The sequence below is a fragment of the Streptomyces sediminimaris genome (assembly GCF_047049295.1).
In the GTDB taxonomy this organism is placed as follows: Bacteria; Actinomycetota; Actinomycetes; order Streptomycetales; family Streptomycetaceae; genus Streptomyces; species Streptomyces sediminimaris.
Window position 1 is genome coordinate 6,190,572 of sequence record NZ_JBJWOT010000001.1, and the last position, 23,755, is coordinate 6,214,326.

The 23,755-nt window shown below is 70.6% G+C and carries 18 protein-coding genes; 12 read left to right on the top strand and 6 right to left on the bottom strand.

Annotated features, from left to right (window positions below; translation table 11 throughout):
- Window positions 1–43 precede the first annotated feature (43 nt).
- The gene (locus ACJ9NR_RS28770) at window positions 44–1,264 is read right to left on the bottom strand and encodes a trypsin-like serine peptidase (RefSeq protein WP_412492062.1); all 1,221 of its coding nucleotides are present in this window, start codon (window positions 1,262–1,264) and stop codon (window positions 44–46) included.
- 235 nt (window positions 1,265–1,499) lie between these two features.
- Window positions 1,500–2,738: a trypsin-like serine peptidase gene (locus tag ACJ9NR_RS28775; RefSeq protein WP_412492061.1), complete on the bottom strand. Its 1,239-nt coding sequence runs from the start codon at window positions 2,736–2,738 to the stop codon at window positions 1,500–1,502.
- Window positions 2,739–3,200: 462 nt separating this feature from the next.
- Here ACJ9NR_RS28775 and ACJ9NR_RS28780 point away from each other — a divergent pair, with 462 nt between their 5' ends.
- The 4 genes from ACJ9NR_RS28780 to ACJ9NR_RS28795 all read left to right on the top strand — a co-directional run bounded on the left by ACJ9NR_RS28780 (window position 3,201) and on the right by ACJ9NR_RS28795 (window position 10,168).
- Window positions 3,201–4,742: an aminotransferase class III-fold pyridoxal phosphate-dependent enzyme gene (locus ACJ9NR_RS28780; RefSeq protein WP_412492394.1), complete on the top strand. Its 1,542-nt coding sequence runs from the start codon at window positions 3,201–3,203 to the stop codon at window positions 4,740–4,742.
- Between the two features lie 85 nt (window positions 4,743–4,827).
- Window positions 4,828–7,005, top strand: coding sequence for an IucA/IucC family protein (locus ACJ9NR_RS28785; protein WP_412512741.1), 2,178 nt, complete (start codon window positions 4,828–4,830; stop codon window positions 7,003–7,005).
- Window positions 7,006–7,106: 101 nt separating this feature from the next.
- Entirely contained in the window at window positions 7,107–7,937 is an 831-nt protein-coding gene (locus tag ACJ9NR_RS28790) for a GNAT family N-acetyltransferase (RefSeq protein ID WP_412492060.1), read from the top strand.
- Between the two features lie 230 nt (window positions 7,938–8,167).
- Entirely contained in the window at window positions 8,168–10,168 is a 2,001-nt protein-coding gene (locus ACJ9NR_RS28795; protein ID WP_412492059.1) for an ATP-dependent DNA helicase, read from the top strand.
- A 218-nt stretch (window positions 10,169–10,386) separates the two neighbouring features.
- Here ACJ9NR_RS28795 and lexA read toward each other — a convergent pair whose 3' ends face one another.
- Window positions 10,387–11,166, bottom strand: a complete 780-nt coding sequence (lexA, locus tag ACJ9NR_RS28800; RefSeq protein WP_384265518.1) for a transcriptional repressor LexA — start codon at window positions 11,164–11,166, stop codon at window positions 10,387–10,389.
- A 562-nt stretch (window positions 11,167–11,728) separates the two neighbouring features.
- Between lexA and nrdR the strand changes: the two genes are divergently transcribed.
- Together nrdR and ACJ9NR_RS28810 are read left to right on the top strand one after the other, a co-directional pair.
- Window positions 11,729–12,289: a transcriptional regulator NrdR gene (nrdR, locus tag ACJ9NR_RS28805; RefSeq protein ID WP_412492058.1), complete on the top strand. Its 561-nt coding sequence runs from the start codon at window positions 11,729–11,731 to the stop codon at window positions 12,287–12,289.
- A gap of 162 nt (window positions 12,290–12,451) precedes the next feature.
- Window positions 12,452–15,346: a vitamin B12-dependent ribonucleotide reductase gene (locus ACJ9NR_RS28810; protein WP_412492057.1), complete on the top strand. Its 2,895-nt coding sequence runs from the start codon at window positions 12,452–12,454 to the stop codon at window positions 15,344–15,346.
- Window positions 15,347–15,440: 94 nt separating this feature from the next.
- On the opposite strand, the gene ACJ9NR_RS28815 is transcribed toward ACJ9NR_RS28810, so the two are convergent.
- Complete coding sequence (locus ACJ9NR_RS28815) at window positions 15,441–15,974, bottom strand: TerD family protein (RefSeq protein WP_412492056.1); 534 nt, start codon at window positions 15,972–15,974, stop codon at window positions 15,441–15,443.
- A gap of 159 nt (window positions 15,975–16,133) precedes the next feature.
- On the opposite strand from ACJ9NR_RS28815, the gene ACJ9NR_RS28820 reads away from it, so the two are divergent.
- The 3 genes from ACJ9NR_RS28820 (at window position 16,134) to ACJ9NR_RS28830 (ending at window position 18,446) form a co-directional block, all read left to right on the top strand.
- On the top strand, window positions 16,134–16,739 hold the full coding sequence (locus ACJ9NR_RS28820; protein WP_412492055.1) for a YdbC family protein: 606 nt from the start codon (window positions 16,134–16,136) through the stop codon (window positions 16,737–16,739).
- A gap of 129 nt (window positions 16,740–16,868) precedes the next feature.
- Window positions 16,869–17,528: a histidine phosphatase family protein gene (locus ACJ9NR_RS28825; protein ID WP_412492054.1), complete on the top strand. Its 660-nt coding sequence runs from the start codon at window positions 16,869–16,871 to the stop codon at window positions 17,526–17,528.
- A 12-nt stretch (window positions 17,529–17,540) separates the two neighbouring features.
- On the top strand, window positions 17,541–18,446 hold the full coding sequence (locus ACJ9NR_RS28830; RefSeq protein WP_412492053.1) for an ADP-ribosylglycohydrolase family protein: 906 nt from the start codon (window positions 17,541–17,543) through the stop codon (window positions 18,444–18,446).
- A gap of 372 nt (window positions 18,447–18,818) precedes the next feature.
- On the opposite strand, the gene ACJ9NR_RS28835 is transcribed toward ACJ9NR_RS28830, so the two are convergent.
- Window positions 18,819–20,366, bottom strand: coding sequence for an MFS transporter (locus ACJ9NR_RS28835; protein WP_412492052.1), 1,548 nt, complete (start codon window positions 20,364–20,366; stop codon window positions 18,819–18,821).
- A gap of 183 nt (window positions 20,367–20,549) precedes the next feature.
- On the opposite strand from ACJ9NR_RS28835, the gene ACJ9NR_RS28840 reads away from it, so the two are divergent.
- The 3 genes from ACJ9NR_RS28840 (at window position 20,550) to ACJ9NR_RS28850 (ending at window position 22,644) form a co-directional block, all read left to right on the top strand.
- Window positions 20,550–21,173 carry a TetR/AcrR family transcriptional regulator gene (locus ACJ9NR_RS28840; RefSeq protein ID WP_412492051.1) on the top strand — a complete coding sequence of 208 codons (624 nt, stop codon included), beginning with the start codon at window positions 20,550–20,552 and terminating at the stop codon, window positions 21,171–21,173.
- A gap of 82 nt (window positions 21,174–21,255) precedes the next feature.
- The gene (gene rnhB / locus ACJ9NR_RS28845) at window positions 21,256–21,957 is read left to right on the top strand and encodes a ribonuclease HII (protein ID WP_412492050.1); all 702 of its coding nucleotides are present in this window, start codon (window positions 21,256–21,258) and stop codon (window positions 21,955–21,957) included.
- A gap of 69 nt (window positions 21,958–22,026) precedes the next feature.
- Window positions 22,027–22,644 carry a hypothetical protein gene (locus ACJ9NR_RS28850; protein WP_412492049.1) on the top strand — a complete coding sequence of 206 codons (618 nt, stop codon included), beginning with the start codon at window positions 22,027–22,029 and terminating at the stop codon, window positions 22,642–22,644.
- A gap of 201 nt (window positions 22,645–22,845) precedes the next feature.
- Here ACJ9NR_RS28850 and ACJ9NR_RS28855 read toward each other — a convergent pair whose 3' ends face one another.
- On the bottom strand, window positions 22,846–23,478 hold the full coding sequence (locus tag ACJ9NR_RS28855) for a hypothetical protein (protein WP_412492048.1): 633 nt from the start codon (window positions 23,476–23,478) through the stop codon (window positions 22,846–22,848).
- Window positions 23,479–23,755: the final 277 nt, after the last annotated feature.

The window sequence follows — 23,755 nt, forward strand, 5'->3', positions numbered from 1 at the left end:
GGCCCGCCCCCTGCGACAGGAGGCGGGCCTTCCGCGTTCGGCGTCACCGACCGCCGTAGGTCTCGCTCATGTTCTCGTAGAGCGCCTGGGCGTCCTTGCCGAGCCGCGGGCCCGCGAGCCAGGTGTTGCCGGTGGGACCGATCGAGGTGTTGGACACCAGCTCGGTCCTGCCGTTCACCACGCGGAACCAGCCGCCGCCGGACGAACCGCCGGTCATGGTGCAGCCGATGCGGTACATCGTCGGCAGCGAGGGGCTCAGCGAGAGCCGGCCGGGCCGGTCGACGCACCGGAACATCTTCAGGCCGTTGAACGGTGGAGCCGCCGGGTAGCCCCAGGCTCCCACGCGCGACACCGTCTGCGGCGCCGGTCCGGAGAAGTCGACGTCGAGGGCCGCGCCGACCGTCTCCTCCAGCGACTTGGAGCCCCGCTCCGGCTTCACGTGCAGCACGGCGTAGTCGTACGGAGCACCCGCGCCGCCCGTCTCCGAGCCGCCCTGGATCCACTGGTGGGAGGTCGAGGCCCAGTCCGCCCACCACTGGCCGTACGGGGCGACCTGGGAGGCGTCGGCGCTGCGCAGCTGCGACTCCGACTTGCCGAGGTCGTTGTACGCGGGCACGAAGGCGATGTTGCGGTACCAGCCGCCGTGGGCGCCGGCGTGCACGCAGTGGCCGGCCGTCCACACCAGGTTCGACCTGCCCGGGTGGTTGACGTCCTTGATCACCGTGCCCGAGCAGACCATCGAGCCCTCGGGGCTGTCGAAGAAGACCTTGCCGACCGGGGCCGCGTGCCGGTGGTACGGCGTCCGCTCGGCGACGGCCTGGACGGGCGCGGGCTCAGGGTCGCTGATGCCCTGGTCGGCGGAGGCGTCCTTGGTCGAGAGCGTCTTGTCGGCCTCCTTCGCGGACCGCATCCGCTCCGGCTTCCACAGACCCTCGATCACCGGGTTGGCGAAGTCCTTGGCCGCGCTGAGCCACTTGTCCTTGTCCCAGTTCTTCCAGCCGCCCTTGGCCCACTGGTCGATGTCGATGCCGTGGTCCTTCAGCTTGCTGGCGATGCCGGACGGAACCCTGAGCTTGCCATTGCCGCTGTTCGCCGAGGCGGTGACGGTGGCGGTGGCGTCGGGCCTGTCGCTCGCGCTGCCGCCCGAGCCGTTGCACGCGGTCGCGGTCAGCGCGAGCGCGGCGACAAGACCGGCGGCGGCGAGAGCGGTGCGATGGCTCCGCGGGCCGCGCGGTGGCGTCGCGGGCGTACGAATGGAACGCATGGTGCGGAAAACCCCCGTCGGAATGTATGTATGTATGTCGCGTGCCCGTCAGTCCTGTCGTGTGCGCGCCAGACCTGTCACGTGCTCGCCAGTCCTGTCGCGTGCTCGCCAGCCCTGCGCGGAGCCTGTCCCTGGAAAGCGACACCCCACTATGCCCGTGGAGTCGCGGGCGAACGGGGACGGGACGGTGAAGGTTTCCGTGAGGGTCCCGACCCCGCCCGCGCCTGCCGGCCGGTCACTGCCCGGCGAACTTCTTGCTCACGGAGTCGTACACACCCTTGGCCACGTCGCCCAGTCGCGGCCCGGCCAACCAGCCCGAGGTCACCGGGCCGATCGAGGTGTTGGACACCAGCGCCGGCCTGCCGTCCGAGCCGGTCGCGACCCAGCCGCCGCCGGACGAACCGCCGGTCATGGTGCAGCCGATGCGGTACATCGTCGGGGCCGAGGCGCTGATCGACAGCCGGCCCGGCTTGTCCGTGCACCGGTAGAGCTTCTGGCCGTCGTACGGCGCGGCGGCCGGGTAACCGGTCGCGGTGATGCCGGGAACCTTCGGCACCGCCGGCGCGTTGAAGTCCACAGGAAGCGCCGAACCCACCGTCTCCTCCAGCGACTTGCCGTTGCCGCCCTTCTCCGGCGTCACATGGATGACGGCGTAGTCGTACGGCGCGCCGTCACCGCCCGTCTCGCCGCCCTGCTCGATCCACTGCTGCGAGGTCTGCGCCCAGTCGGCCCAGTAGACGCCGTAGGGAGCGACCTCCTTCCTGCTGGCGTTCTGCAGCTGGGCCGCGCCCTTGCCCGAGTCGTTGTACGACGGCACGAACGCGATGTTGCGGTACCAGCCGCCCTTCTTGCCCGCGTGCACGCAGTGGCCCGCCGTCCAGACAAGGTTCGACTTGCCGGGATGGGCCGGGTCCTCCACGACCGTCGCCGAGCAGACCATCGTGCCCTCGGGGGAGTCGAAGAACACCTTGCCGGCCGTCGCCGCGTTGGCGTGGTACGTGGGCGCGACCGCCTTCGCGGCCACCGGCGCCGGCGTGGGGTCGGTCACTCCCTGGTCACCGGAGAGGTCGTTGTTGTCGACGCTCTTGTCCGGGTCGTTGGCCCGCCGCATCCGGTCCGGGTTCCACAGACCCTTGATGATCGGGTTGATGAAGTCGTCGGCCTCGCGCAGCCAGTCTTCCTTGTCCCAGTTCTTCCAGGCCCCGTTCTTCCACTTGTCGATGTCGATCCCGTGCTCTTTCAGCTTGTTCCTGATGTCGTCCGGAATCTTGATCTTGCCGTCGCCGGCGCCCGACGTGTCGGCGGCGGACGCGGACGCGGCCGCCTGACCGCCGGCCTTGTCACCGCCCGAGTTGCAGGCGGTGGCGGTGAGCGCCACCGCCGACGTGAGGGCCACGGCGGCGAGAACGGGGAAGCTCCTGCGGCGCGTACTCCTGTCTCGCCGGACGTGGGACGACGGCCGTATGGATCGCATTTCTGAACTCCCCCTGGAATGAACGAACTGGGCGTGTCCGGCCATCCGGCGTGTCCGGCCGGCGCGGCTGTCTGACAACGGCACCACACACTATGCGTTCGCTGTGGGTGGGCGCCGACGGAACGGCAACGGTTTCGCTACGGACTGCCTGATCAGGTATTTCGGTGGGAGACAGCGGGGTGGGAAACAGGGGCGCGCGGCAGGCGTTGAGGAGTGAGGTGAGGGTCGCGAGCGCGCGGTGTGCGCCAATGACCTCGAAATGGCCCGTAACCCGGTCGGCCACGGGGGGTTGGTAGCGGTGGGGGGTCTGCTGTCCGTGGGCGGTCCCCTGTGCCTGTGTGGGCGGGAGGACTGGGAACCGTGGCCGAGCCTGCGTGTGAGGGGAGTTCGTCGGAGGGGTCCCGCGGGGCCCGTGTGGCAGGAGTGGTCGGAGTGGTCGCCAGGGGCGGGCCCGGCGGCGGGATGTCCGTGCCGGTCCGGGCCGCGCACGAGGCCGTACTGCGGCGTCAGCCGGCGCGCGAAACCGCGGCGCGCACCTATGCCCGCGCCCTGCCGATCGTGCCTGTACGCGCTCGGGGTATGACCATCGAAGGCGCCGACGGCCGCCGTTACCTCGACTGCCTCTCCGGCGCCGGAGCGCTCGCCCTCGGCCACAACCACCCCGTCGTACTGGAGGCGATCCGCGGGGTCCTGGACTCGGGAGCACCGCTGCACGCCCTCGACCTCGCGACGCCCATCCAGGATGCCTTCGTCGCCGAGTTGCTCCGCACCCTGCCGCCCGGACTGGCCGATCACGCGCGCGTGCGATTCTGCGGGCCGGGGGAGAACGACGCGGTGGAGGCCGCGTTCAGGCTCGTACGGGCCGCGACCGGCCGCGCCGCCGTACTGGCCTTCTCCGGCGCCCGCCACGGCATGAGCGACGAAGCCGCGGCGCTGTCCGGTGAGGCCGGCGACACGCACGTGGCCGGGCTGCCCTATCCGCAGGACTACCGCTGCCCCTTCGGCGTCGGCGGCCCCCGCGGCGCCGAACTCGCCGCCCGCCGGGCCGAGTCCGCCCTCGACGCGCACGGGTTGGGCGGGCCACCGCCGGCCGGGATGATTCTCGAGGCGGTCCAGGGCGAGAACGGCGCCATCCCCGCACCGGATGCCTGGATGCGGCGGATGCGGGAGGCCACCACCGCCCGTGCCGTTCCGCTGATCGCCGACGAGGTGCAGACGGGTGTCGGACGCACCGGCGCCTTCTGGGCGGTGGAGCACAGCGGCGTCGTCCCCGACCTCATGGTGCTCTCCAGAGCCATCGGCGGCAGCCTCCCCCTTGCCGTGCTGGTCCACCGCGACGACCTCGACGTCCGGCCGTCCGACGCCCCCGCGCACACCTTCCGCGGCAACCAACTCGCCATGGCAGCGGGTACGGCCACGCTGACCTACGTCCGCGAGAATGGTCTCGCCGCCCGAGCCGCCACCCTGGGCACCCGCATGCTCGACCAACTCCGCGCGCTGCAAGAGGAGTTCGTCCTCGTGGGAGACGTACGCGGGCGGGGACTGATGATCGGTGTGGAGTTCGTGGAGCCCGGGATGTCCATGCAGCCCATGCAACCCATGCAGCCCATGGAGAGTTCTGAGGCCGGAACGGACGCCGCAGCCTACGGCGGACCGCGTCCGGCCGCGCATACGACCGCTGACGGCCTCCGTCGCCGGACCGCTGCCGGTTCACCTCCGCCGCCCGCTCCCGGTATCGCGGCCGCCGTCCGGCGGGAGTGCCTGCGCCGTGGCCTGCTCGTGGATCTCGGCGGGCCGCACATGAGTGTCGTACGGCTGCTCCCACCGCTGACGATCAGCGACGAACAGGCGACCGCGGTACTCGACCGCCTGGCGGACGCCATCCGGACGGTGGCCCGCGCCCACAGCGGCAGCCCCGCTGGATCCCACCGACCACAGGAAGCCCGCTGCCGGCACCGGCGGCCGGGCGAGCGCACCGAGACGGCGGCGCTGCGCGGCGGTTGAGGTATGCGCCCGGTCGCACCCCCAGCTCGCGTCGTCGTCCGTGCGCTGCCCCAGGCTCGCCACCGCCCATGACCCGGAACCACCCATGAGGACCGCTGTGAACACCACCCCCACACCTGCCCCCGGCGCCCACCGTCGGGAAGCCGACTCCTCCACGGAACGCTCTCCGAACGGGAGGCCGCACGAACTGCTCCCCGGTCCACCGGAGCATGCCGGGGCTCCCGGACAGGAGCGCATCCCGCAGCGGGACCGGGTGCCCGGACAGGAGCGGATCCCGCAGCGGGACCGGGTGCCCGGACAGGAGCGGATCCCGCAGCGGGACCGGGTGCCCGGACAGGACCGCATCCCGCACCGGGACCGGGTGCCCGGACAGGACCGGATCCTCGGACAGGACCGGGTCCACGAACAGGACCGGATCCACGAACAGCGAAAGCCTTCGGTCACCGACCGTTCCCGACCCACCGCTTCCGACCCTCTGGAGCACCCCGACCCAACGACTGCGGCCGACGCCGCGACCGCCGAGAACCTGCTGCGCTGCTGGGCGCGAGAAAACGACCTCCCGGCCCCCGCCGACGACACGCTCCGCATCCCCCTCCCCGCCAGCGGCGCAACACTGCTGGTCCCGGTTCTCCACTGGTCCCCCACGGGATGGCACCGCTTCGGCCGCCCGTCCTTCGCCGGCACCGCCGAACCGTCCCCGCCGGCCGACGCGGTCACCATCGCCGCACTGCTCGCCCGCGAGTCGGCCGGCATCGACGCCGCGACCGCTCCCGACCTGGTCGCCCGTGTCGCCGACTCCCTTCGTCGTACCGCCGTCTTCATCCGCGAGCGCCGCGCACACCCGGCCGACGGGCCCGACCTCTTCCTCTCCGCCGAGCAGGCACTACTGCTCGGACACCCGCTGCACCCGACGGCGAAGAGCCGTGAGGGCCTCTCCGAGGTCGAAGCAGCCCTTTACTCGCCGGAGTTGCGCGGCTCCTTCCCCCTCCACTGGTTGGCCGTCGCGCCCTCCCTTCTCGCCACCGATTCCGCCTGGACCGAGCGCGGCCGTGTCGTACCGGCACCCGGGCTCACCGGCCGGCTAGCTGGGACGGAACTTCCTCTGCCGGACGGCTACGCGGCGCTCCCCATGCACCCCTGGCAGCTCCGTGAGGCGCGGCAACGGGCGGAGATCGCGGCGTTGTTCGACGCCGGCCTGCTGTGTGACCTCGGATCGTTCGGCTCCCCGTGGCATCCCACCTCCTCCGTGCGCACCGTCCACCGGACCGGCGCTCCCGCCATGCTCAAACTGTCGCTGGGCCTGCGGATCACCAACTCCCGCCGCGAGAACCTCCGCAAGGAGCTGCACCGCGGCGTCGAGGTCCACCGCCTGCTGCGCAGCGGTCTCTTCGGGCAGTGGCAGGCCGCGCATCCGGGGTTCGACATCGTCCGGGACCCGGCCTGGCTCGCGGTCGACGCACCCGACGGAACTCCCGTGCCCGGCCTCGACGTGGTGATCCGGCACAACCCCTTCAGCTCCTTCGACGACGTCTCCTGCGTCGCCGGGCTCGTCACGCCCCGCCCGCAGACCGAACCGGGCAGCCGAGCAGGCTCGCCGACCCGCCCCGGGCCGGCGCCGTGCCCGGAGGCGGAACCGCCGGTCCTGCGATCCCGCCTGGCCACGGTCATCACCCGTCTCGCCAGCCGCACGGGCCGGCCTTGTGGAGCCGTCGCCGCGGAGTGGTTTCTGCGCTACCTCGAGCAGGTCGTCCGCCCCCTGCTGTGGCTGGACGCGGAAGCGGGGATCGCCCTGGAGGCCCACCAGCAGAACACCCTGCTCCTGCTGGACCCCGACGGATGGCCGACGGGCGGCCGCTACCGGGACAACCAGGGCTACTACTTCCGAGAGTCGCGGCGTGCGGAACTCGACGCCCGGCTGCCGGGTATCGGAGAGCACAGCGACACCTTCGTCTCCGGCGAGGTCACCGACGAGCGCTTCGTCTACTACCTCGCCATCAACAACGTTCTCGGCCTCATCGGTGCCTTCGGCTCTCAACACCTCGCCGACGAACGGCTGCTGCTCGCCGCCTTCCGCCGTTTCCTCGGTGACGTCGCCTCTGGCCCTGCCCGGCTGCGCACCTCGCTCCCGGTCCACCTGCTCGACTCACCCGTGCTGCGGTGCAAGGCCAATCTGCTGACCAGACTCCACGGCATGGACGAACTCGTCGGCCCGGTCGACACACAGTCCGTCTACGTCACCATCGCCAATCCCCTCCACTGCTGACGGCGGCCCTCCGCCGCCGTCGCCGACTCCAGCCGACCACCACCGACTCCCTTCCGCTCTGAGGAACATGCCCCACCCCGACTTCTGAGAGGAGCGTCGCCGTGCCTCCCACCGACGCCACCGCCCATGCAGCCGACGCCACCGACACCGGCGCTGATACGAGCCCCGGTACGGCCGACAGCAGTGCCACCGCGAGTTCGGACAGCGAGGACACGGACAGCGAGGACACGGACAGCGAGGACACACTGGATCTGCGTCTGCCGGACGAGCTGATCGCGCTCTTCGCGGCGGAAGCCGGCACCGGTGGGGCGCGCGGCCGCACGCCCGTGACGGCGCCCGCCTTCATCACCGCCGTCGACGACGACCTCCTCGGCCATGTGGCCGAATGGAGGCCGACCGTCACCCCCGTGGGCGTGTTCCAGCTCGTCCCCGTGCAGGTCGAGCGGGACCTGCCGCTCGTCACCCGCTGGATGAACGACCCGGTCGTCGCGGAGTTCTGGGAGCTGAGTGGCCCTCGGGCGGTGACCGAGAACCACCTGCGGGCCCAGCTGTCCGGGGACGGACGCAGCGTTCCGTGCCTCGGGGTGCTGGAGGGCACGCCGATGAGCTACTGGGAGATCTACCGGGCGGACCTCGACCCCTTGGCGCGGTACGTCCCCCTCCAGCCTCATGACACCGGAATTCACCTCCTCATCGGTGAAGTCGCCGACCGTGGTCGCAAGCTCGGCAGCACTCTCCTCAGGTCAGTGGCCGACCTCGTGCTCGACAAACGTCCCGCCTGCGCACGCGTCATCGCGGAACCCGACCTCCGTAACACTCCCTCCGTCGCTGCCTTCCTGAGCGCCGGCTTCCGGTTCGCCGCCGAGGTCGACCTGCCCGCCAAGCGGGCCGCACTCATGATCCGGGACCGGCCCCTGCGCAATCTGCTGTGACACCGTGCCGCGGCGTCGTCACTCTTGGTACACCGACCACGCCGATCCGGTTCCCATCACCTTCGCGCCTCTCGGCAACGGGCCCGTCCCACCGCATTCACGTCCTGGCAGGCGACCGTCCCGAGCGGTCCGCCCCGCCTTCCCACCCAGGAGCAATCGGTCTTGATCCCGTCCCTCGTCCCCGCCTTGATCGCCCCTCTGTCAGTGCCGGGCCGTAGGGTGGTCGAGCTATGACGAAGCCCTCACTCCCCGAACTCCTGCATGCTGCCGTCACTGCCGTCGGCGGGACGGAGCGCCCCGGCCAGGTGACCATGGCCGAAGCCGTCGCGGAGGCGATCGACGACGGCTCGCATCTGCTGGTCCAGGCCGGCACCGGCACCGGAAAGTCGCTGGGCTATCTCGTGCCCGCGCTCGCACACGGCGAGCGTGTCGTCGTGGCGACAGCCACCCTCGCCCTGCAGCGCCAACTGGTCGAGCGGGACCTCCCGCGCACTGTCGATGCGCTGCACCCCCTGCTGCGCCGCCGCCCGGAGTTCGCGATGCTGAAGGGCAGGTCGAACTACCTCTGCCTGCACCGGCTGCACGAGGGAGTGCCCCAGGACGAGGAGGAGGGGCTCTTCGACCAGTTCGAGGCGGCCGCGCCCACCAGCAAGCTGGGTCAGGACCTGCTGCGGCTGCGTGACTGGTCGGACGAGACCGAGACCGGGGACCGCGACAATCTGACGCCAGGAGTGTCCGACCGGGCCTGGGCCCAGGTGTCGGTCTCCTCCCGAGAGTGCCTGGGCGCCACGAAGTGCGCGTACGGTGCCGAGTGCTTCGCCGAGATGGCCCGCGAGCGCGCCAAGCTCGCCGACGTCGTCGTCACCAACCACGCCCTTCTCGCGATCGACGCCATCGAAGGCGCGCCCGTCCTTCCGCAGCACGAGGTACTGATCGTCGACGAGGCGCACGAACTGGTCTCGCGCGTCACAGGCGTGGCCACGGGCGAGCTCACGCCCGGCCAGGTCAACCGCGCGGTGCGGCGCGCGGCGAAGCTGGTCAACGAGAAGGCGGCCGACCAGCTCCAGACCGCCGCCGAGGGCTTCGAGCGGCTGATGGAGCTGGCCCTGCCGGGCCGGCTGGAGGAGATCCCGGAAGACCTCGGGTACGCGCTCATGGCCCTGCGCGACGCCTGCCGCACGGTGATCTCCGGGATCGGCGCGACCCGCGACAAGTCCGTCCAGGACGAGGACGCGGTGCGCAAGCAGGCGCTCGCCTCCGTGGAGACGGTGCACGACGTGGCGGAGCGGATCACCAACGGCTCCGAGTGGGACGTGGTCTGGTACGAGCGCCATGACCGCTTCGGCGCCTCCCTGCGCGTCGCCCCCATGTCCGTGTCGGGACTGCTGAGGGAGAAGCTCTTCGCGGACCGCTCCGTCGTGCTGACCTCCGCGACGCTGAAGCTCGGCGGGGATTTCAACGGCGTCGGTGCCTCGCTCGGACTCGCACCGGAAGGCACGGAGGGTGAGGACCTCCCGCAGTGGAAGGGCATCGACGTGGGCTCGCCCTTCGACTACCCCAGGCAGGGCATCCTCTACGTCGCCAAGCATCTGTCGCGCCCCGCGCGTGACGGCGATCGGACGGACATGCTGGAGGAGCTGTCGGAACTGATCCAGGCGGCCGGTGGCCGCACGCTCGGGCTCTTCTCCTCCATGCGGGGCGCGCAGCTCGCCGCCGAGGAACTGCGCTCCCGCATTCCGGAGTTCCCCATCCTCCTCCAGGGGGAGGAGACCCTCGGCGAACTGATCAAGAACTTCGCCGCCGATCCGAAGACCTGTCTCTTCGGCACGCTCTCCCTCTGGCAGGGCGTCGACGTTCCCGGGGCCAGCTGCCAGTTGGTCGTCATGGACAAGATCCCGTTCCCTCGTCCGGACGACCCTCTGATGAGTGCCCGCCAGAAGGCGGTGGAGGACGCGGGAGGCAACGGCTTCATGGCGGTCGCCGCCACGCACGCCGCGCTGCTCATGGCCCAGGGCGCCGGCCGCCTCGTGCGGGCGTCGGGGGACCGCGGCGTGGTCGCCGTACTGGATCAGCGTCTGGCCACCGCCAGGTACGGCAGCTATCTGAAGGCGTCACTGCCGGACTTCTGGTACACGACGGACCGTAACCAGGCCCGCAGATCGCTGGCCGCGATCGACGCGGCGGCGAAGAAGACGGAGGCAGAGACGGAGGCACAGACAGAGGTGGAGTGAACGGGGCGTGGCCCGACGCTCCGCCGCGTCGGGCCACCCCGCCCGGTCATGAGCCGGACGTCACGGGGCCGCGCCACCCCCGGGCCACGAGCCAGCTGTCACGGAGCCGGGCCGTTCACCTGCCAGCGGGCTCCGGACAGCGCAGGGCCCCGGAACCGGCGCAGGGGTTCCGGGGCCCGGTCAGAGGGGCGGCCCGCAGGCACTGCCCGCCGCAGCCGTCATACACGGCGCAGCACTGCCACCACCTTGCCCAGGATGGTCGCGTCGTCGCCGGGGATCGGCTCGTACGCGGCGTTGTGCGGGAGGAGCCAGACATGGCCGTCCTCGCGCTTGAAGCGCTTGACGGTGGCTTCGCCGTCCAGCATGGCCGCGACGATGTCGCCGTTCTCGGCGACGGGCTGGCGGCGGACCGTGACCCAGTCGCCGTCGCAGATCGCGGCCTCGATCATGGAGTCGCCGACGACCTTCAGCACGAACAGCTCGCCGTCACCGACCAGCTGCCGGGGCAGAGGGAAGACGTCCTCGACCGATTCCTCGGCGAGGATGGGGCCACCGGCGGCGATACGGCCGACCAGCGGGACGTACGACGCGGCGGGCTTGCCGGCGGTGTCGGTGGGCTGCACCGAGGTGCCCTGGTCGGAGCCGCGGACCTCGTAGGCGCGTGGCCGGTGCGGGTCGCGCCGCAGGAAACCCTTCCGCTCCAGTGCCATGAGCTGGTGCGCGACCGAGGAGGTGCTGGAGAGCCCCACCGCCTGGCCGATCTCCCGCATGGACGGCGGGTAGCCGCGCCGCTGCACGGAGTCCCTGATGACCTCGATCACCCGGCGCTGGCGGTCGGTGAGCCCGGAGCTGTCCGCCCGGATGCCTGGCGGTCGGCCCGGCAGGGAGCGCTTGTGCCCCTCGGGGTTCACGGCTTCGTTCATCGCATGCACCGGCTCGAGTCGGCCCTGGGAGCGGTCCTGGGCAGTGATGGTGGCACTGTCTGCGGTGGTGGTCACGTCGGCCCCTCTCGATGGTCTCCCTGCTGGACAACGGTAGTTGGTTTCGAAAGGTTGCGCCAAACACACGTTCGAGTGAAAAACCGTGGATAGCCTGACTTGATCATGTGTCTGGGTGTATGGCTAACGCCGCACCTGGCGGGCAAAAGAGCCCATTGTCGTACTCTTCACCGTCGAGGTGCTGACCTCGCGGGTTCCTGCCCAGTCTGCCATTCGGCTTTCCGCCGGCAGGAGGTGGACTCTCATCTCTGCGGGAGCCCCACGCCCTCTCCCTGCGGCGCCCACGGTATCTCCGCATGTGCCGGAACGGTACGCCTGTGCACCCGCGGATCCGGTGTGCCGCCGCGGACACGGGGCACATGCCCAGTCGCGTGCGACACGCGCGCGTGGCGTGCATGTCTGGCCCAACCCCACATCTAGTGGTTGGATTCCACCTGTAGCCCAGAAGTTGTGTTCCCCCGGGTCTTCGGGCTCTGAGGGATCGCCTATGCTTGGGGCTGCTTCGAGGGGCTCGTGAGGCCCGGCGAGGCTATTGAGTCTGCTGTGAGGAGGGTTGGACGTCATGCACTGCCCCTTCTGCAGGCACCCCGACAGCCGCGTCGTCGACAGCCGTACGACCGACGACGGCACATCGATCCGCAGGCGCCGCCAGTGTCCGGACTGCTCCCGTCGTTTCACGACCGTGGAGACCTGCTCGCTCATGGTGGTCAAGCGGTCCGGGGTCACCGAGCCGTTCAGCCGTACGAAGGTCATCAACGGCGTGCGCAAGGCATGCCAGGGACGGCCTGTCACCGAGGACGCACTCGCCCAGCTCGGCCAGCGGGTCGAGGAGGCGGTGCGCGCCACCGGAAGCGCCGAGCTGACCACCCACGACGTGGGGCTGGCCATACTCGGCCCGTTGCAGGAGCTCGACCTCGTCGCGTACCTGCGATTCGCCTCCGTCTACCGGGCGTTCGACTCGCTCGAGGACTTCGAGGCGGCCATCGCGGAGCTCAGGGAGGGGACGCGACCCGCCGCCGCGGACGACGGCGACCGCGACAACGCCGTCGCGGGGAGCCAGAAAGACGATGGCGGGCGCGGAGGGACTGTCGCGGTCCCCGAGCCCGCCCACGCCGCCGACTGACGGACGGGCCGGAACGGGGCGGAGCCCCGGTACCGGCCGTCAGGCGGCGACCGAAGACCTGTTGCGGAGGGCGGCGCGAGCTGCCCGCAACACCAGACACAACACCGTGCCCCGGGAACATCGTGGCACTTCAGGGCGTTTCAGCCCTTACAGGGAGGCGGCATGACAGAGACGGCGAGCGGTCCGGCACGGAGTTCCCGCGCCAGGGGCAGCAAGGCGGCCAAGGGACTGCGTATCGAGCGCGTCCACACCACCCCCGGCGTGCACCCGTACGACGAGGTGGCCTGGGAGAGCCGTGACGTCGTCATGACCAACTGGCGCGACGGCTCGGTCAACTTCGAGCAGCGCGGCGTCGAGTTCCCCGACTTCTGGTCGGTGAACGCGGTCAACATCGTCACCAGCAAGTACTTCCGGGGCGCCGTCGGCACCCCGCAGCGCGAGACCAGCCTCAAGCAGCTGATCGACCGCATCGTGAAGACGTACCGGAAGGCCGGCGAGGACAACAAGTACTTCGCCTCGCCCGCCGACGCCGAGATCTTCGAGCACGAGCTGGCCTACGCCCTCCTGCACCAGATCTTCAGCTTCAACAGCCCCGTCTGGTTCAACGTCGGCACCCAGCAGCCCCAGCAGGTCTCCGCCTGCTTCATCCTGTCCGTCGACGACTCCATGGAGTCGATCCTCGACTGGTACAAGGAAGAGGGGATGATCTTCAAGGGCGGCTCCGGCGCCGGTCTGAACCTCTCCCGCATCCGCTCCTCCCGGGAGCTGCTGTCCTCCGGTGGCAACGCCTCCGGCCCCGTCTCCTTCATGCGCGGCGCCGACGCCTCCGCCGGCACCATCAAGTCCGGTGGCGCCACCCGCCGCGCCGCCAAGATGGTCATCCTCGACGTCGACCACCCCGACATCGAGGGCTTCATCGAGACCAAGGTGAAGGAGGAGGAGAAGATCCGCGCCCTGCGCGACGCGGGCTTCGACATGGACCTGGGCGGCGATGACATCACCTCCGTCCAGTACCAGAACGCCAACAACTCGGTCCGTGTCAACGACGAGTTCATGAACGCGGTCGAGCAGGGCGGCAGGTTCGCCCTCCGCGCGCGGATGACCGGCGAGGTCATCGAAGAGGTCGACGCCAAGGCACTGTTCCGCAAGATGGCCGAGGCCGCCTGGGCCTGCGCCGACCCCGGCATCCAGTACGACAACGTCATCAACCACTGGCACACCTGCCCGGAGTCCGGCCGCATCAACGGCTCGAACCCCTGCAGCGAGTACATGCACCTGGACAACACGTCCTGCAACCTCGCCTCGCTGAACCTGATGAAGTTCCTGAAGGACGACGGCCTGGGCCGTCAGTCCTTCGACGTCGAGCGGTTCGCGAAGGTCGTCGAGCTCGTCATCACCGCGATGGACATCTCCATCTGCTTCGCGGACTTCCCGACCCGGAAGATCGGCGAGAACACGCGCGCGTTCCGCCAGCTCGGCATCGGCTACGCCAACCTCGGCGCCCTGCTGATGGCGACCGGCCACGCCTACGACTCCGACGGCGGCCGTGCCCTGGCCGGTGCCATCACCTCCCTGATGACCGGCACCGCGTACAAGCGCTCCGCCGAACTCGCCGCGGTCGTCGGCCCGTACGACGGCTACGCGCGCAACGCCGGCGCCCACAACCGGGTCATGAAGCAGCACTCCGACGCCAACGGCGTGGCCGTGCGCATGGACGACCTGGACACGCCGGTCTGGGCCGCCGCCACGGAGGCCTGGCAGGACGTGCTGCGCCTGGGCGAGAAGAACGGCTTCCGCAACTCCCAGGCGTCCGTACTCGCCCCGACCGGCACCATCGGTCTCGCGATGTCCTGCGACACCACCGGTGTCGAGCCCGACCTCGCCCTGGTCAAGTTCAAGAAGCTGGTCGGCGGCGGCTCGATGCAGATCGTCAACGGCACCGTCCCGCAGGCCCTGCGCCGCCTGGGCTACCAGGAGGAGCAGATCGAGGCGATCGTCGCCCACATCGCCGAGCACGGCAATGTGATCGACGCCCCCGGCCTCCGGCACGAGCACTACGAGGTCTTCGACTGCGCCATGGGCGAGCGCGCCATCTCCCCGATGGGCCACGTCCGCATGATGGCCGCGATCCAGCCGTGGATCTCCGGCGCCATTTCCAAGACGGTCAACATGCCGGAGTCGGCGACCGTCGAGGAGGTCGAGGAGATCTACTTCGAGGCCTGGAAGCTGGGCGTGAAGGCCCTTGCCATCTACCGCGACAACTGCAAGGTCGGCCAGCCCCTCTCCGCCAAGACCAAGGAGAAGGAGAAGGCCGAGATCACGGAGAAGACCGAGGCGGCCATCCGCGAGACGGTCGAGAAGGTCATCGAGTACCGCCCGGTCCGCAAGCGCCTCCCCAAGGGCCGCCCCGGCATCACGACGTCCTTCACGGTCGGCGGCGCCGAGGGCTACATGACCGCCAACTCCTACCCGGACGACGGTCTCGGCGAGGTCTTCCTGAAGATGTCCAAGCAGGGCTCGACTCTCGCGGGCATGATGGACGCCTTCTCCATCGCGGTCTCCGTCGGCCTGCAGTACGGCGTGCCCCTGGAGACGTACGTCTCGAAGTTCACCAACATGCGCTTCGAGCCGGCCGGCATGACCGACGACCCGGACGTGCGGATGGCACAGTCGATCGTGGACTACATCTTCCGCCGCCTGGCGCTGGACTTCCTGCCCTTCGAGACGCGCTCCGCGCTCGGCATCCACTCCGCCGAGGAGCGCCAGCGCCACCTGGAGACCGGTTCGTACGAGCCGGCCGACGACGAGGTGGACGTCGAGGGCCTGGCGCAGTCGGCGCCCCGCGCCCAGGAGCTGAAGGCCGTCGCCACGCCGCGTGCCGAGGTCGAGGCGGGCAAGCCCGCCCCGCAGCAGGCGCACACCAGCGCCGAGCTGGTGGAGATGCAGCTGGGCATCCAGGCCGACGCCCCGCTCTGCTTCTCCTGCGGCACGAAGATGCAGCGGGCCGGTTCCTGCTACATCTGCGAGGGCTGCGGCTCGACGAGCGGCTGCAGCTGACGGCGGGCGGGTGACGCCCCGCCCGACAGGCAGTCCCTGAGACAGGAGGGGCGCCGGCCGTGTGCCGGCGCCCCTCCTGCCCGTACTGCGGCCCTCAGGGCTGGTGCGCCCGGCCCATGACCCTGGTGAACGTCGCTGGATCGTCCTCGAAGCCGTGGAGGCCGGGGCTGAACCGCCATCCGCCGGACCCGTCGCGCACGAACTCACCGACCGTGGCCGCGGTCGCCCCGAGGACGCCCCCGAAGTCGTCCTCGGCCAGGACCGTATAGCCCTCACGGATCCGCACGCCCGGGTTGCGCACCCCGGCGAAGGTCCGCTGCGCCGCACGCTGCTGGATGATGACACCGACCACCACGCGCGCGTACCGGACGTCCAGCCGGTCGAGCTCGAGGGTCATGACCTCGTCCCAGCCGAAGCCCTTGCCGTCCTTGCTGTCCCGGTTGAGGTAGATGGTGCCGTCGGGGGAGCGGCTGTCGAAGTGCACCGCGTAGACGGGCTCACCGTAGGGATCGCTCGCCAGGTAGGTGGCGGCGACGATGTCGAGATCGGTGGGCGGTTCTCCCGTCGGACTCGGGTCCCATCTCAGTGCGACTTCCGCCTTGCGGATCGCCTTGTTGAGGCCGTTCACCAGACTTCCCCTTCCCCGTTCCCGATGCACTGCGTCCGCTCTGAACTCCGGGGCGGACAAAGCCGGTTGTCCATCCTGCCACGCGTGCGCGGGCCTGCGCCGGGGGAGTGTGCGCCGTAGCGTGACCTGCGCCACGCTCCGTGGCCTTACCATGGCGCGGTGCTGGTCAAGTGGATTCGCTGCACCGTGGTGGACCGCCGCGGCTTCGAGCGGGGGCAGCGAAAGTGGGCGGGGCTTCTGGGGGAGCCGGGGTTTCGGGGACAGGGCGGTGGCTGGAGCCGGGGACGGACAGGTGTGGCGCACGTTTTCGCCTTCTGGGAGAGCCGTGCCTTCTACGACTCCTTCATGGCCCGTTCCCACGACCGGCTGGCGGCGGCCCAGGCGGGCACGTTCAAGGACGCCCAGGTCAAGCTCTTCGACTACCGCTTCGACGTGAAGACCGGTTTCGAACCGCGCTTCACGGACGCCGACCTGGTGCGGGTCGCCCACTGCCGGGTCCATGAGGACCGCGCGGAGCACTTCACGCTGATGCAGGAGAAGGTCTGGAATCCCGCCATGGCGGGCTCGCCCGGCATGATCCGCGGGCTGTTCGGCGAGGCGCCCGGACACGAGTTCCTCGTCCTGTCCATGTGGCGCTCCGCCGCCGAACACGGCAAGTACCGCGCGGAGCGCGTGGAACGGCTGGCCCTGCGGGCCCAGACGGAGGCGGACGTCGCGGCGCTCGCCGGCGACATCGTCGAACTCGAACCGACCTGGACAGTCTGACGACTGGACGCACGAACGCGTCGATCGCGGAAGCCCCGGTGTGACCTGTGCTGCGGGAAATGTGTGACCTACGCCGTATGGAGCCCGCACGAGTGCTCGATCAGCCCCCACCCGATCTAGGGTTTCGGCATGGCAAGACCACGGCGCATCGTCCTTGTCCGGCACGGAGAGTCAACGGGCAATGTTGATGACACCGTCTACGAACGCGAGCCCGATCACGCACTGGCACTGACCGAGCGCGGCCGCCGACAGGCCGAGGAGACCGGCAAGCGGCTGCGCGACGCCTTCGGCCGCGAGCGCGTCAGCGTGTACGTGTCCCCCTACCGCCGTACGCACGAGACCCTGCGCGCCTTCCATCTCGACCCCGAGCTGATACGGGTGCGCGAGGAGCCGCGGCTGCGCGAGCAGGACTGGGGCAACTGGCAGGACCGCGACGACGTACGGCTCCAGAAGGCCTACCGGGACGCCTACGGCCACTTCTTCTACCGCTTCGCCCAGGGGGAGTCCGGGGCCGACGTGTACGACCGGGTGGGCGGCTTCCTGGAGAGCCTGTTCCGCAGCTTCGAGGCCGCCGACCACCCCTCGAACGTACTTCTGGTGACCCATGGCCTGGCCATGCGGCTGTTCTGCATGCGCTGGTTCCACTGGACGGTCGCGGAATTCGAGTCGCTGTCGAATCCCGGGAACGCGGAGATGCGGATGCTCGTTCTCGGGGAGGACGGCAAGTACACGCTGGACCGGCCCTTCGAACGCTGGCGGGAGCCGGAACCGTACGGGATCACCGGATAGAGTGGCACAGCGATGACCCCTGATTCCTCTCCCGGGGGGCGCATGGACCGCGCCCTGGCCAGCCTGCGTGGACTCGCGGTGGGGGATGCGCTGGGCTCGCAGTTCTTCGTTCCGGCGAACCTCCCGCTGCTGAGGCGGCGCGAGCTGCCGCCCGGTCCCTGGCAGTGGACGGACGACACCGAGATGGCCTGTTCCGTGGTCGCCGTCCTGACCGCCCACCACCGCATCGACCAGGACGCCCTGGCGCACTCCTTCGCCGCCCACCACGACTTCGACCGGGGTTACGGACCCGCGGTCAACCGCCTGCTGCGGCTGGTGCGGGAGGGCGGCGACTGGCGCGAACTGGCCGCGGCGCTCTTCCAGGGGCAGGGGTCGTGGGGCAACGGCGCGGCGATGCGGATCGCCCCCCTCGGCGCCTGGTACGCGGACGACCCCGAACAGGCGACGCACCAGGCGGAGATCTCCGCCTATCCGACCCACCAGCACCGCGAAGCCGTCGCCGGTTCCATGGCGGTCGCGGCGGCCGCCGCGCTGGCAGCGGCTCCCGGCGGACCGCCGGCCCCCGAGGCGCTCCTCGACGGCGTCGTCGCGCTCATCCCCAAGAGCGCCGTCGGCGCGGGCCTGCGGCGCGCGCGGGACATGCTCGACTACGACGACGCCGGCACCGTCGCCGCCGTACTGGGTTGCGGGCGACGTACGTCGGCCCATGACACGGTGCCCTTCGCGCTCTGGTCGGCCGCGCGATCCCTCGGCGACTACGAGCAGGCGTTCTGGACGACCGCAGGGGCGGGCGGCGACGTGGACACGACCTGCGCCATCGTGGGCGGCGTGCTCGGCGCGGGAAAGGCGGGGACACCGCCCGCCGAGTGGATGGAGCGGACCGAGGACCTGCCGCAGTGGGCCCGGGCGGCCGCCTGACGGCGCTGAGACGGCGGTGGGCTGGAGCGCCGGGGCCGTCGTCCGACGTCGGTGACCTGAGGCAGCGCATCGGCGGCTGGTCGAGCGGCGGCCCGGAGCCGGATCAAAACTTTCTGTGACGAACGGGAACTCTGTGTGACCGCCCGTCCGTTGTCCCGGCATCGACCGTGTGATCCACGCGTCGGTGCGGGCGGGAGACAGCCGAGGGGCGCGGGGGTGGTCATGCGGTACGTGGTGGTGTGGGCAGTGATGGCGGTCCTGACCGGAGGCTGTCTGCCGGTGCGTGTGCGGATGGCCGGACCGGCGTCCTCGCCGCCGGTCCCCTGGACCCGGTCCGGCCATCCGCGGCTCGCTGCGGGCGTGGCGCCCGGGTCAGCCGGCCGGCGCCGCGGCCGCGCCGGAGAGCGCCTCCAGATCGCTTTTGCGCACCCGGATGACGAACCACGCCGTACCGAAGGCGAGCACGGCCATGGCCGCGGCGGCCACGAAGCCCATGGAGATGCCCTGGGCGAGCACCTGGTGTCCCCAGGTGCCGGGCAGCTGGTGCGTCTTGGCGAACTCCGCCTTCTGCTCCGGCGAACCGTCGGTGAGGAACTTCGGCAGCTGCTTCTCCGCCTCGTTCCTGCTGGCCGAGCCGAATACCGTGGTCAGGATGGACAGGCCGAGCGAGCCGCCCACCTGCTGCATGGCGTTGAGCAGTCCGGAGGCCGCGCCGGCCTCGTGCTGGGCGACCCCGGAAACCGCCGTGACGGTCAGCGTGACGAAGTTCAGGCCCATGCCGAAGCCGAACACCAGCATCGGACCGAGCACCCCGCCGACATAGGAGCTGTCGGAGCTGATGAGGGTCTGCCAGGCCAGACCGATCACCGCGAGAGCCGAGCCGGTGAGCATGAACGGCTTGGGTCCGAGCACCGGCAGGAACCGCTGCGACAGACCCGCGCCGATCGCGATCACGACCGTCACCGGCAGGAAGGCCAGGCCGGCCTGGATCGGGCTGTACCCCAGCACGTTCTGCACGAAGAGCACGATGTAGAAGAACATGCCGAACATCGCCGCGGCCAGGGTCAGCATGATCACGTACGTGCCCGAGCGGTTGCGGTCGGCGAACATCCGCAGTGGTGTGATCGGTTCCTTGGCGCGGGACTCGATGAGCGCGAAGGACACCAGCAGGACCAGGGCGGCACCGAAGGAGCCGAGGGTCAGACCGTCCCGCCAGCCCTCGTCCGCCGCGCGGATGAAGCCGTAGACGAGGGAGGCCATGCCGGCCGTCGACGTCACGGCGCCCGTGATGTCGAATCGGCCCGTGTGCCGTTCCGACTCGCTGATGTACATCGGCGCGAGCACGGCGATCAGTACCCCGATGGGCACGTTGACGAAGAGGACCCAGCGCCAGTCGAGCCACTCGGTGAGCATGCCGCCCGCGAGCAGGCCGATCGCGCCGCCGCCCGCGGAGACGGCGGCGAAGACGGCGAAGGCCCGATTGCGTTCCGGCCCCTCGGGGAACGTCGTGGTGATGAGCGCCAGAGAGGTGGGCGACGCGATCGCGCCACCCATGCCCTGCAGGACGCGCGCGGCCAGCAACTGCCAGGGTTCCTGGGCGAGTCCGCCGAGCAGGGAGGCGAGAGTGAACAGCAGGATGCCGGTCATGAAGACCCGGCGGCGGCCGAGGATGTCACCGGCCCGGCCGCCCAGCAGCAGCAGGCCGCCGAACGTGAGTGTGTAGGCGCTGACGACCCAGGTGAGGTCGGTGGTGCTGAATTCCAGCGCTTTCTGGATGTGCGGAAGCGCGATGTTCACAATCGTCGCGTCGAGTACGACCATGAGTTGACAGGCGGCGATGACTGCGAGGGCGATGCCGGGATGCCCCTCCCGGCGAGCCGCGCCCGGCCTCTGGGCCTTGATCAATTGAGAGGTTGTCACTATGGGTCCCCCACGGATACGTTAGTGAACGCTCGCGTTCACTGTTCCGCCAACGGTAGTGAGTCCCCGATAGAGAACGCAAGCGTTCACTTAAATCGGTGTGGCGTGGCGAATCCCCCGACGTCGCCGCGTGACGCCGCTCCATCCCCGAATATCCGCTCCTCATGCCAGCTGGAGACTCAGATGGTTACCTCGCGCTGGACGGCCGCCCCCGCTCAGGCGGCCTCCCTCCGTCGGCGCGGCCCCGTGCTCGAACGGGCGATCCTCGAAGCCGCCCTGGAGCAGCTCAGTACGGTCGGCTGGAACGGCCTGACCATGGAGGGTGTCGCGGCCGGCGCCCAGACCGGCAAGGCCGCGGTCTACCGCCGCTGGCCGTCCAAGGAGGACCTCGTCGCGGACGCGCTCCAGGCCGGACTGCCGCGCCTCGAGCAGGCTCCCGACACGGGCAGCGTCCGGGAGGACCTGCTCGCTCTGTGCCGTGGGGCCAGGGACGCGATGTTCTCCCGTCCGGGTTTCGCGGTTCGCGCAGTGATTCACGAATGCGATCCGGTTCAGGCGGAGCGCTTCCACGCGGTGATCTTCGACGGCATCGTGGAGCCCTTGCTCAAGCTGCTCCGCGAGATCGTCGTCCGTGGGATAGAGCGCAACGAGGTCCGCTCCGACGCGGCGAACGACTACGTCTTCGACGCCATCCCGGCCATCATGATGTACCGCAACAAGATGCGCGGGAGCGAATGGGGTGATCGCGATCTCGAGGAAATGGTCGACCAGTTGATGCTTCCGCTGCTGCGGCCCGGGGCCGGCTGACGGCGCCTCGCGGCGGCCGGGAGCCGGTCGGCGGAAACCGGGGTGTCGCCGGGTGATCCACGAGGCGTAGGCTGAGGGCGCCATGCCGTACGAACCCCCTACTCACACCGTCGAGCGCTCACTCCGCGCCACGACCGGAGCGAAGATCATTGCCGGTGTCGACGAGGTGGGGCGCGGCGCCTGGGCCGGCCCCGTCACCGTCTGTGCCGCGGTCACGGGTCTGCGTCGGCCCCCCGAAGGCCTCACCGACTCCAAGCTGCTCACCGTCAAGCGGCGTACCGCCCTTGCCGTGGAGCTGGAGAAGTGGGTGACGTCGTACGCGCTGGGGCACGCCTCTCCGGAGGAGATCGACGATCTGGGCATGACCGCCGCTCTGCGTCTGGCGGCCGGGCGTGCCCTGGAAGCCCTGCCGGTCCGTCCCGACGCGGTGATCCTCGACGGGAAGCACGACTACCTCGGCTCTCCCTGGCGGGTCCGTACGGTGATCAAGGGCGACCAGTCGTGCGTGGCGGTTGCCGCGGCCTCCGTGATCGCCAAGGTTCAGCGCGACAAAATGATGGCCGAACTGGGTGTCGACCATGCAGACTTCGGTTTTGCGGACAACGCCGGGTATCCGTCACCCGTGCACAAGGCCGCACTGGCGGAGCGGGGCCCCACCCCGTACCACCGGTTGTCATGGGCGTATCTTGATGCGCTGCCCCAGTGGCAGCATCTCAAGAAGGTCCGCAGTTGGGCGGAAGGAGGCGTTCGGGAGATCGAGGGCCAGCTCGGCTTCGACTTCTGACGCATCCGCTCGCACTCGTTGTGCCACCCGCCGACGCGAGCCGCACCAACGTTTGATAAATATCAGCTCATGCCTCTCATTCCCGAGGAGCCTCAGATTCACGAGAGTGCCCAGGGTCCCCGCGCCACGCCGGCCAGCGGCCGCACCGCGCCGACCCCCCGTCCCGTACCCGGTCCGCGTCCCGCGGCTCCGCCGCGCCCCGGCCGTCCCGGTCCGCTTCGGCCCGCGCCGCCGGCGCAGCGCCGTGACGCTGCCACGGCGAAGCCCGTGCCTTCGGCCCCGGCCGCTTCGGCGGCCACTCCGCAGATCCAGCTGGTCCCGGCCCCGGCGGGCGGCGCGCTCGACGCCGCCGAAGAGGCCGTGGACCTGCTTCTGGACTCCGGGCGTGCCCCCGGAGAAGTACTGGTGATCACCACCGGCGAACAGCACCCGTGGGCCGCCCACGAGCTGTCCTTCGGTGAGACCTCCTACTGGGCGCAGCACGACGCAGGCGACGACGTCTTCTACACGGACGCCGCTGCCGCCGGTCGCGCCGCGTCCCGACCCGTGGTCGTGGTCGCCGTCAACGGCGGTTCCGACGCGGCCGCGGCCACCGCGCTGCCGCTGGCCCTCTCCAGGGCCGGCGCCCTGCTGATCGTCTGCGGCGATCCGCAGCAGATCAACTCGGTTCTGGGCGCGGGCGTCTGAGTCTTCTCCGGTCCCTCCGCGAGGGCGCCGGAACGGCTCGGACGCCGCGGCGGCCGTATGGGCACAGCGGGCATTCCGGCATGCGCGGACGACCTCGGCACGGCCCGGCGAACGTGTGCGTCCGCCGGTGGTGGCACGTGGTGGCACGGCGGGCTCGGTGCCGCCCGACGGGCGAGGTTCCGGTGGCGCCCGCCGGGGCTCTCAGCGGGCCGCCGCCCGGCGCAGGACCTCCGAGGCGGCACCGCCGGTCCGCGGCAGCGGGGGCGGTGCCTCGGACGAGCCGAGGGGTTCCGGCGTCGACCCCGCGTGGGGACGGCGGCCGCCGCGGCCCTCGCCGAGGACCTGCCAGCCGTCCCGCGTCAGGGTGATGTACGCGCCGCAGCGCAGCCCGTGCAGGGTGCACGCGTCACGCAGGCCCCACATCCACGCGCCGTCCTCCTCGGTCCAGCGCGCGTCCCCCTCCCGGCAGTAGAGCAGCACGGCGGTGCGTACCGGTGTGCGGCGTCGCAGGTCGTGCGGGATGACCCGGCGCAGCTGGGCGAGCAGGGTGTTGCGGAACATCCAGCCGTCGGCCGGGGCCGGGCGGCGGACGAACGAGGCGCTCGCGCACAGCCGTTCCTCCGGATCCAGCACGGCCACGACGGCGGTCGCCGGCCGGGGATGGTGCCGGGCGTGCAGACCGCTGACGACTTCCCGGGGGTTGCGCAGCAGGGGAATCCCGGCTGCGGCCCACTCCGCGGGTTCGAGCATGCGGGCGAGGGGGTTGGCGGACGCGGCGGACAGGTCGGCCGACGCCGACGCGGCCGCCGAGGACGGAGCGAATCCGAAGGTCACGGTCCTCCCTTCGGCTACACGCCCGCACTACGGGCGGAGGTCTTGTACGGGGGAGCGCGCACCGCAAACAGAGCCCTGCCGGGCCCACGGACGAGCCGTGCGGGGAGCGGACTTCAATTCTTGCGGTCTAACTTGGCTGCGGCAACGAGCAATTGAGCGCGCTGACCAGAATCTGGCGGTGTGTGGTTTATATCCCTACCCAAGGTGTCCTGCCGCGACGCGTGGGGCGGCCGTTCACCTCACGTTCGTACACCGTTGGGGCGGCGGTGGGCCAGAG

What these genes read in the sequence shown, in the direction of transcription:
- ACJ9NR_RS28850 (WP_412492049.1), top strand. Translation starts at nt 22,027, where the DNA reads ATGCCTCTCATTCCCGAGGAGCCTCAGATTCACGAGAGTGCCCAGGGT.
- ACJ9NR_RS28780 (WP_412492394.1), top strand. Translation starts at nt 3,201, where the DNA reads ATGTCCGTGCCGGTCCGGGCCGCGCACGAGGCCGTACTGCGGCGTCAG.
- nrdR (WP_412492058.1), top strand. Translation starts at nt 11,729, where the DNA reads ATGCACTGCCCCTTCTGCAGGCACCCCGACAGCCGCGTCGTCGACAGC.
- ACJ9NR_RS28775 (WP_412492061.1), bottom strand. Translation starts at nt 2,738, where the DNA reads ATGCGATCCATACGGCCGTCGTCCCACGTCCGGCGAGACAGGAGTACG.
- ACJ9NR_RS28795 (WP_412492059.1), top strand. Translation starts at nt 8,168, where the DNA reads ATGACGAAGCCCTCACTCCCCGAACTCCTGCATGCTGCCGTCACTGCC.
- ACJ9NR_RS28770 (WP_412492062.1), bottom strand. Translation starts at nt 1,264, where the DNA reads ATGCGTTCCATTCGTACGCCCGCGACGCCACCGCGCGGCCCGCGGAGC.
- ACJ9NR_RS28840 (WP_412492051.1), top strand. Translation starts at nt 20,550, where the DNA reads ATGGTTACCTCGCGCTGGACGGCCGCCCCCGCTCAGGCGGCCTCCCTC.
- ACJ9NR_RS28810 (WP_412492057.1), top strand. Translation starts at nt 12,452, where the DNA reads ATGACAGAGACGGCGAGCGGTCCGGCACGGAGTTCCCGCGCCAGGGGC.
- ACJ9NR_RS28830 (WP_412492053.1), top strand. Translation starts at nt 17,541, where the DNA reads ATGACCCCTGATTCCTCTCCCGGGGGGCGCATGGACCGCGCCCTGGCC.
- rnhB (WP_412492050.1), top strand. Translation starts at nt 21,256, where the DNA reads ATGCCGTACGAACCCCCTACTCACACCGTCGAGCGCTCACTCCGCGCC.
- ACJ9NR_RS28825 (WP_412492054.1), top strand. Translation starts at nt 16,869, where the DNA reads ATGGCAAGACCACGGCGCATCGTCCTTGTCCGGCACGGAGAGTCAACG.
- ACJ9NR_RS28785 (WP_412512741.1), top strand. Translation starts at nt 4,828, where the DNA reads ATGAGGACCGCTGTGAACACCACCCCCACACCTGCCCCCGGCGCCCAC.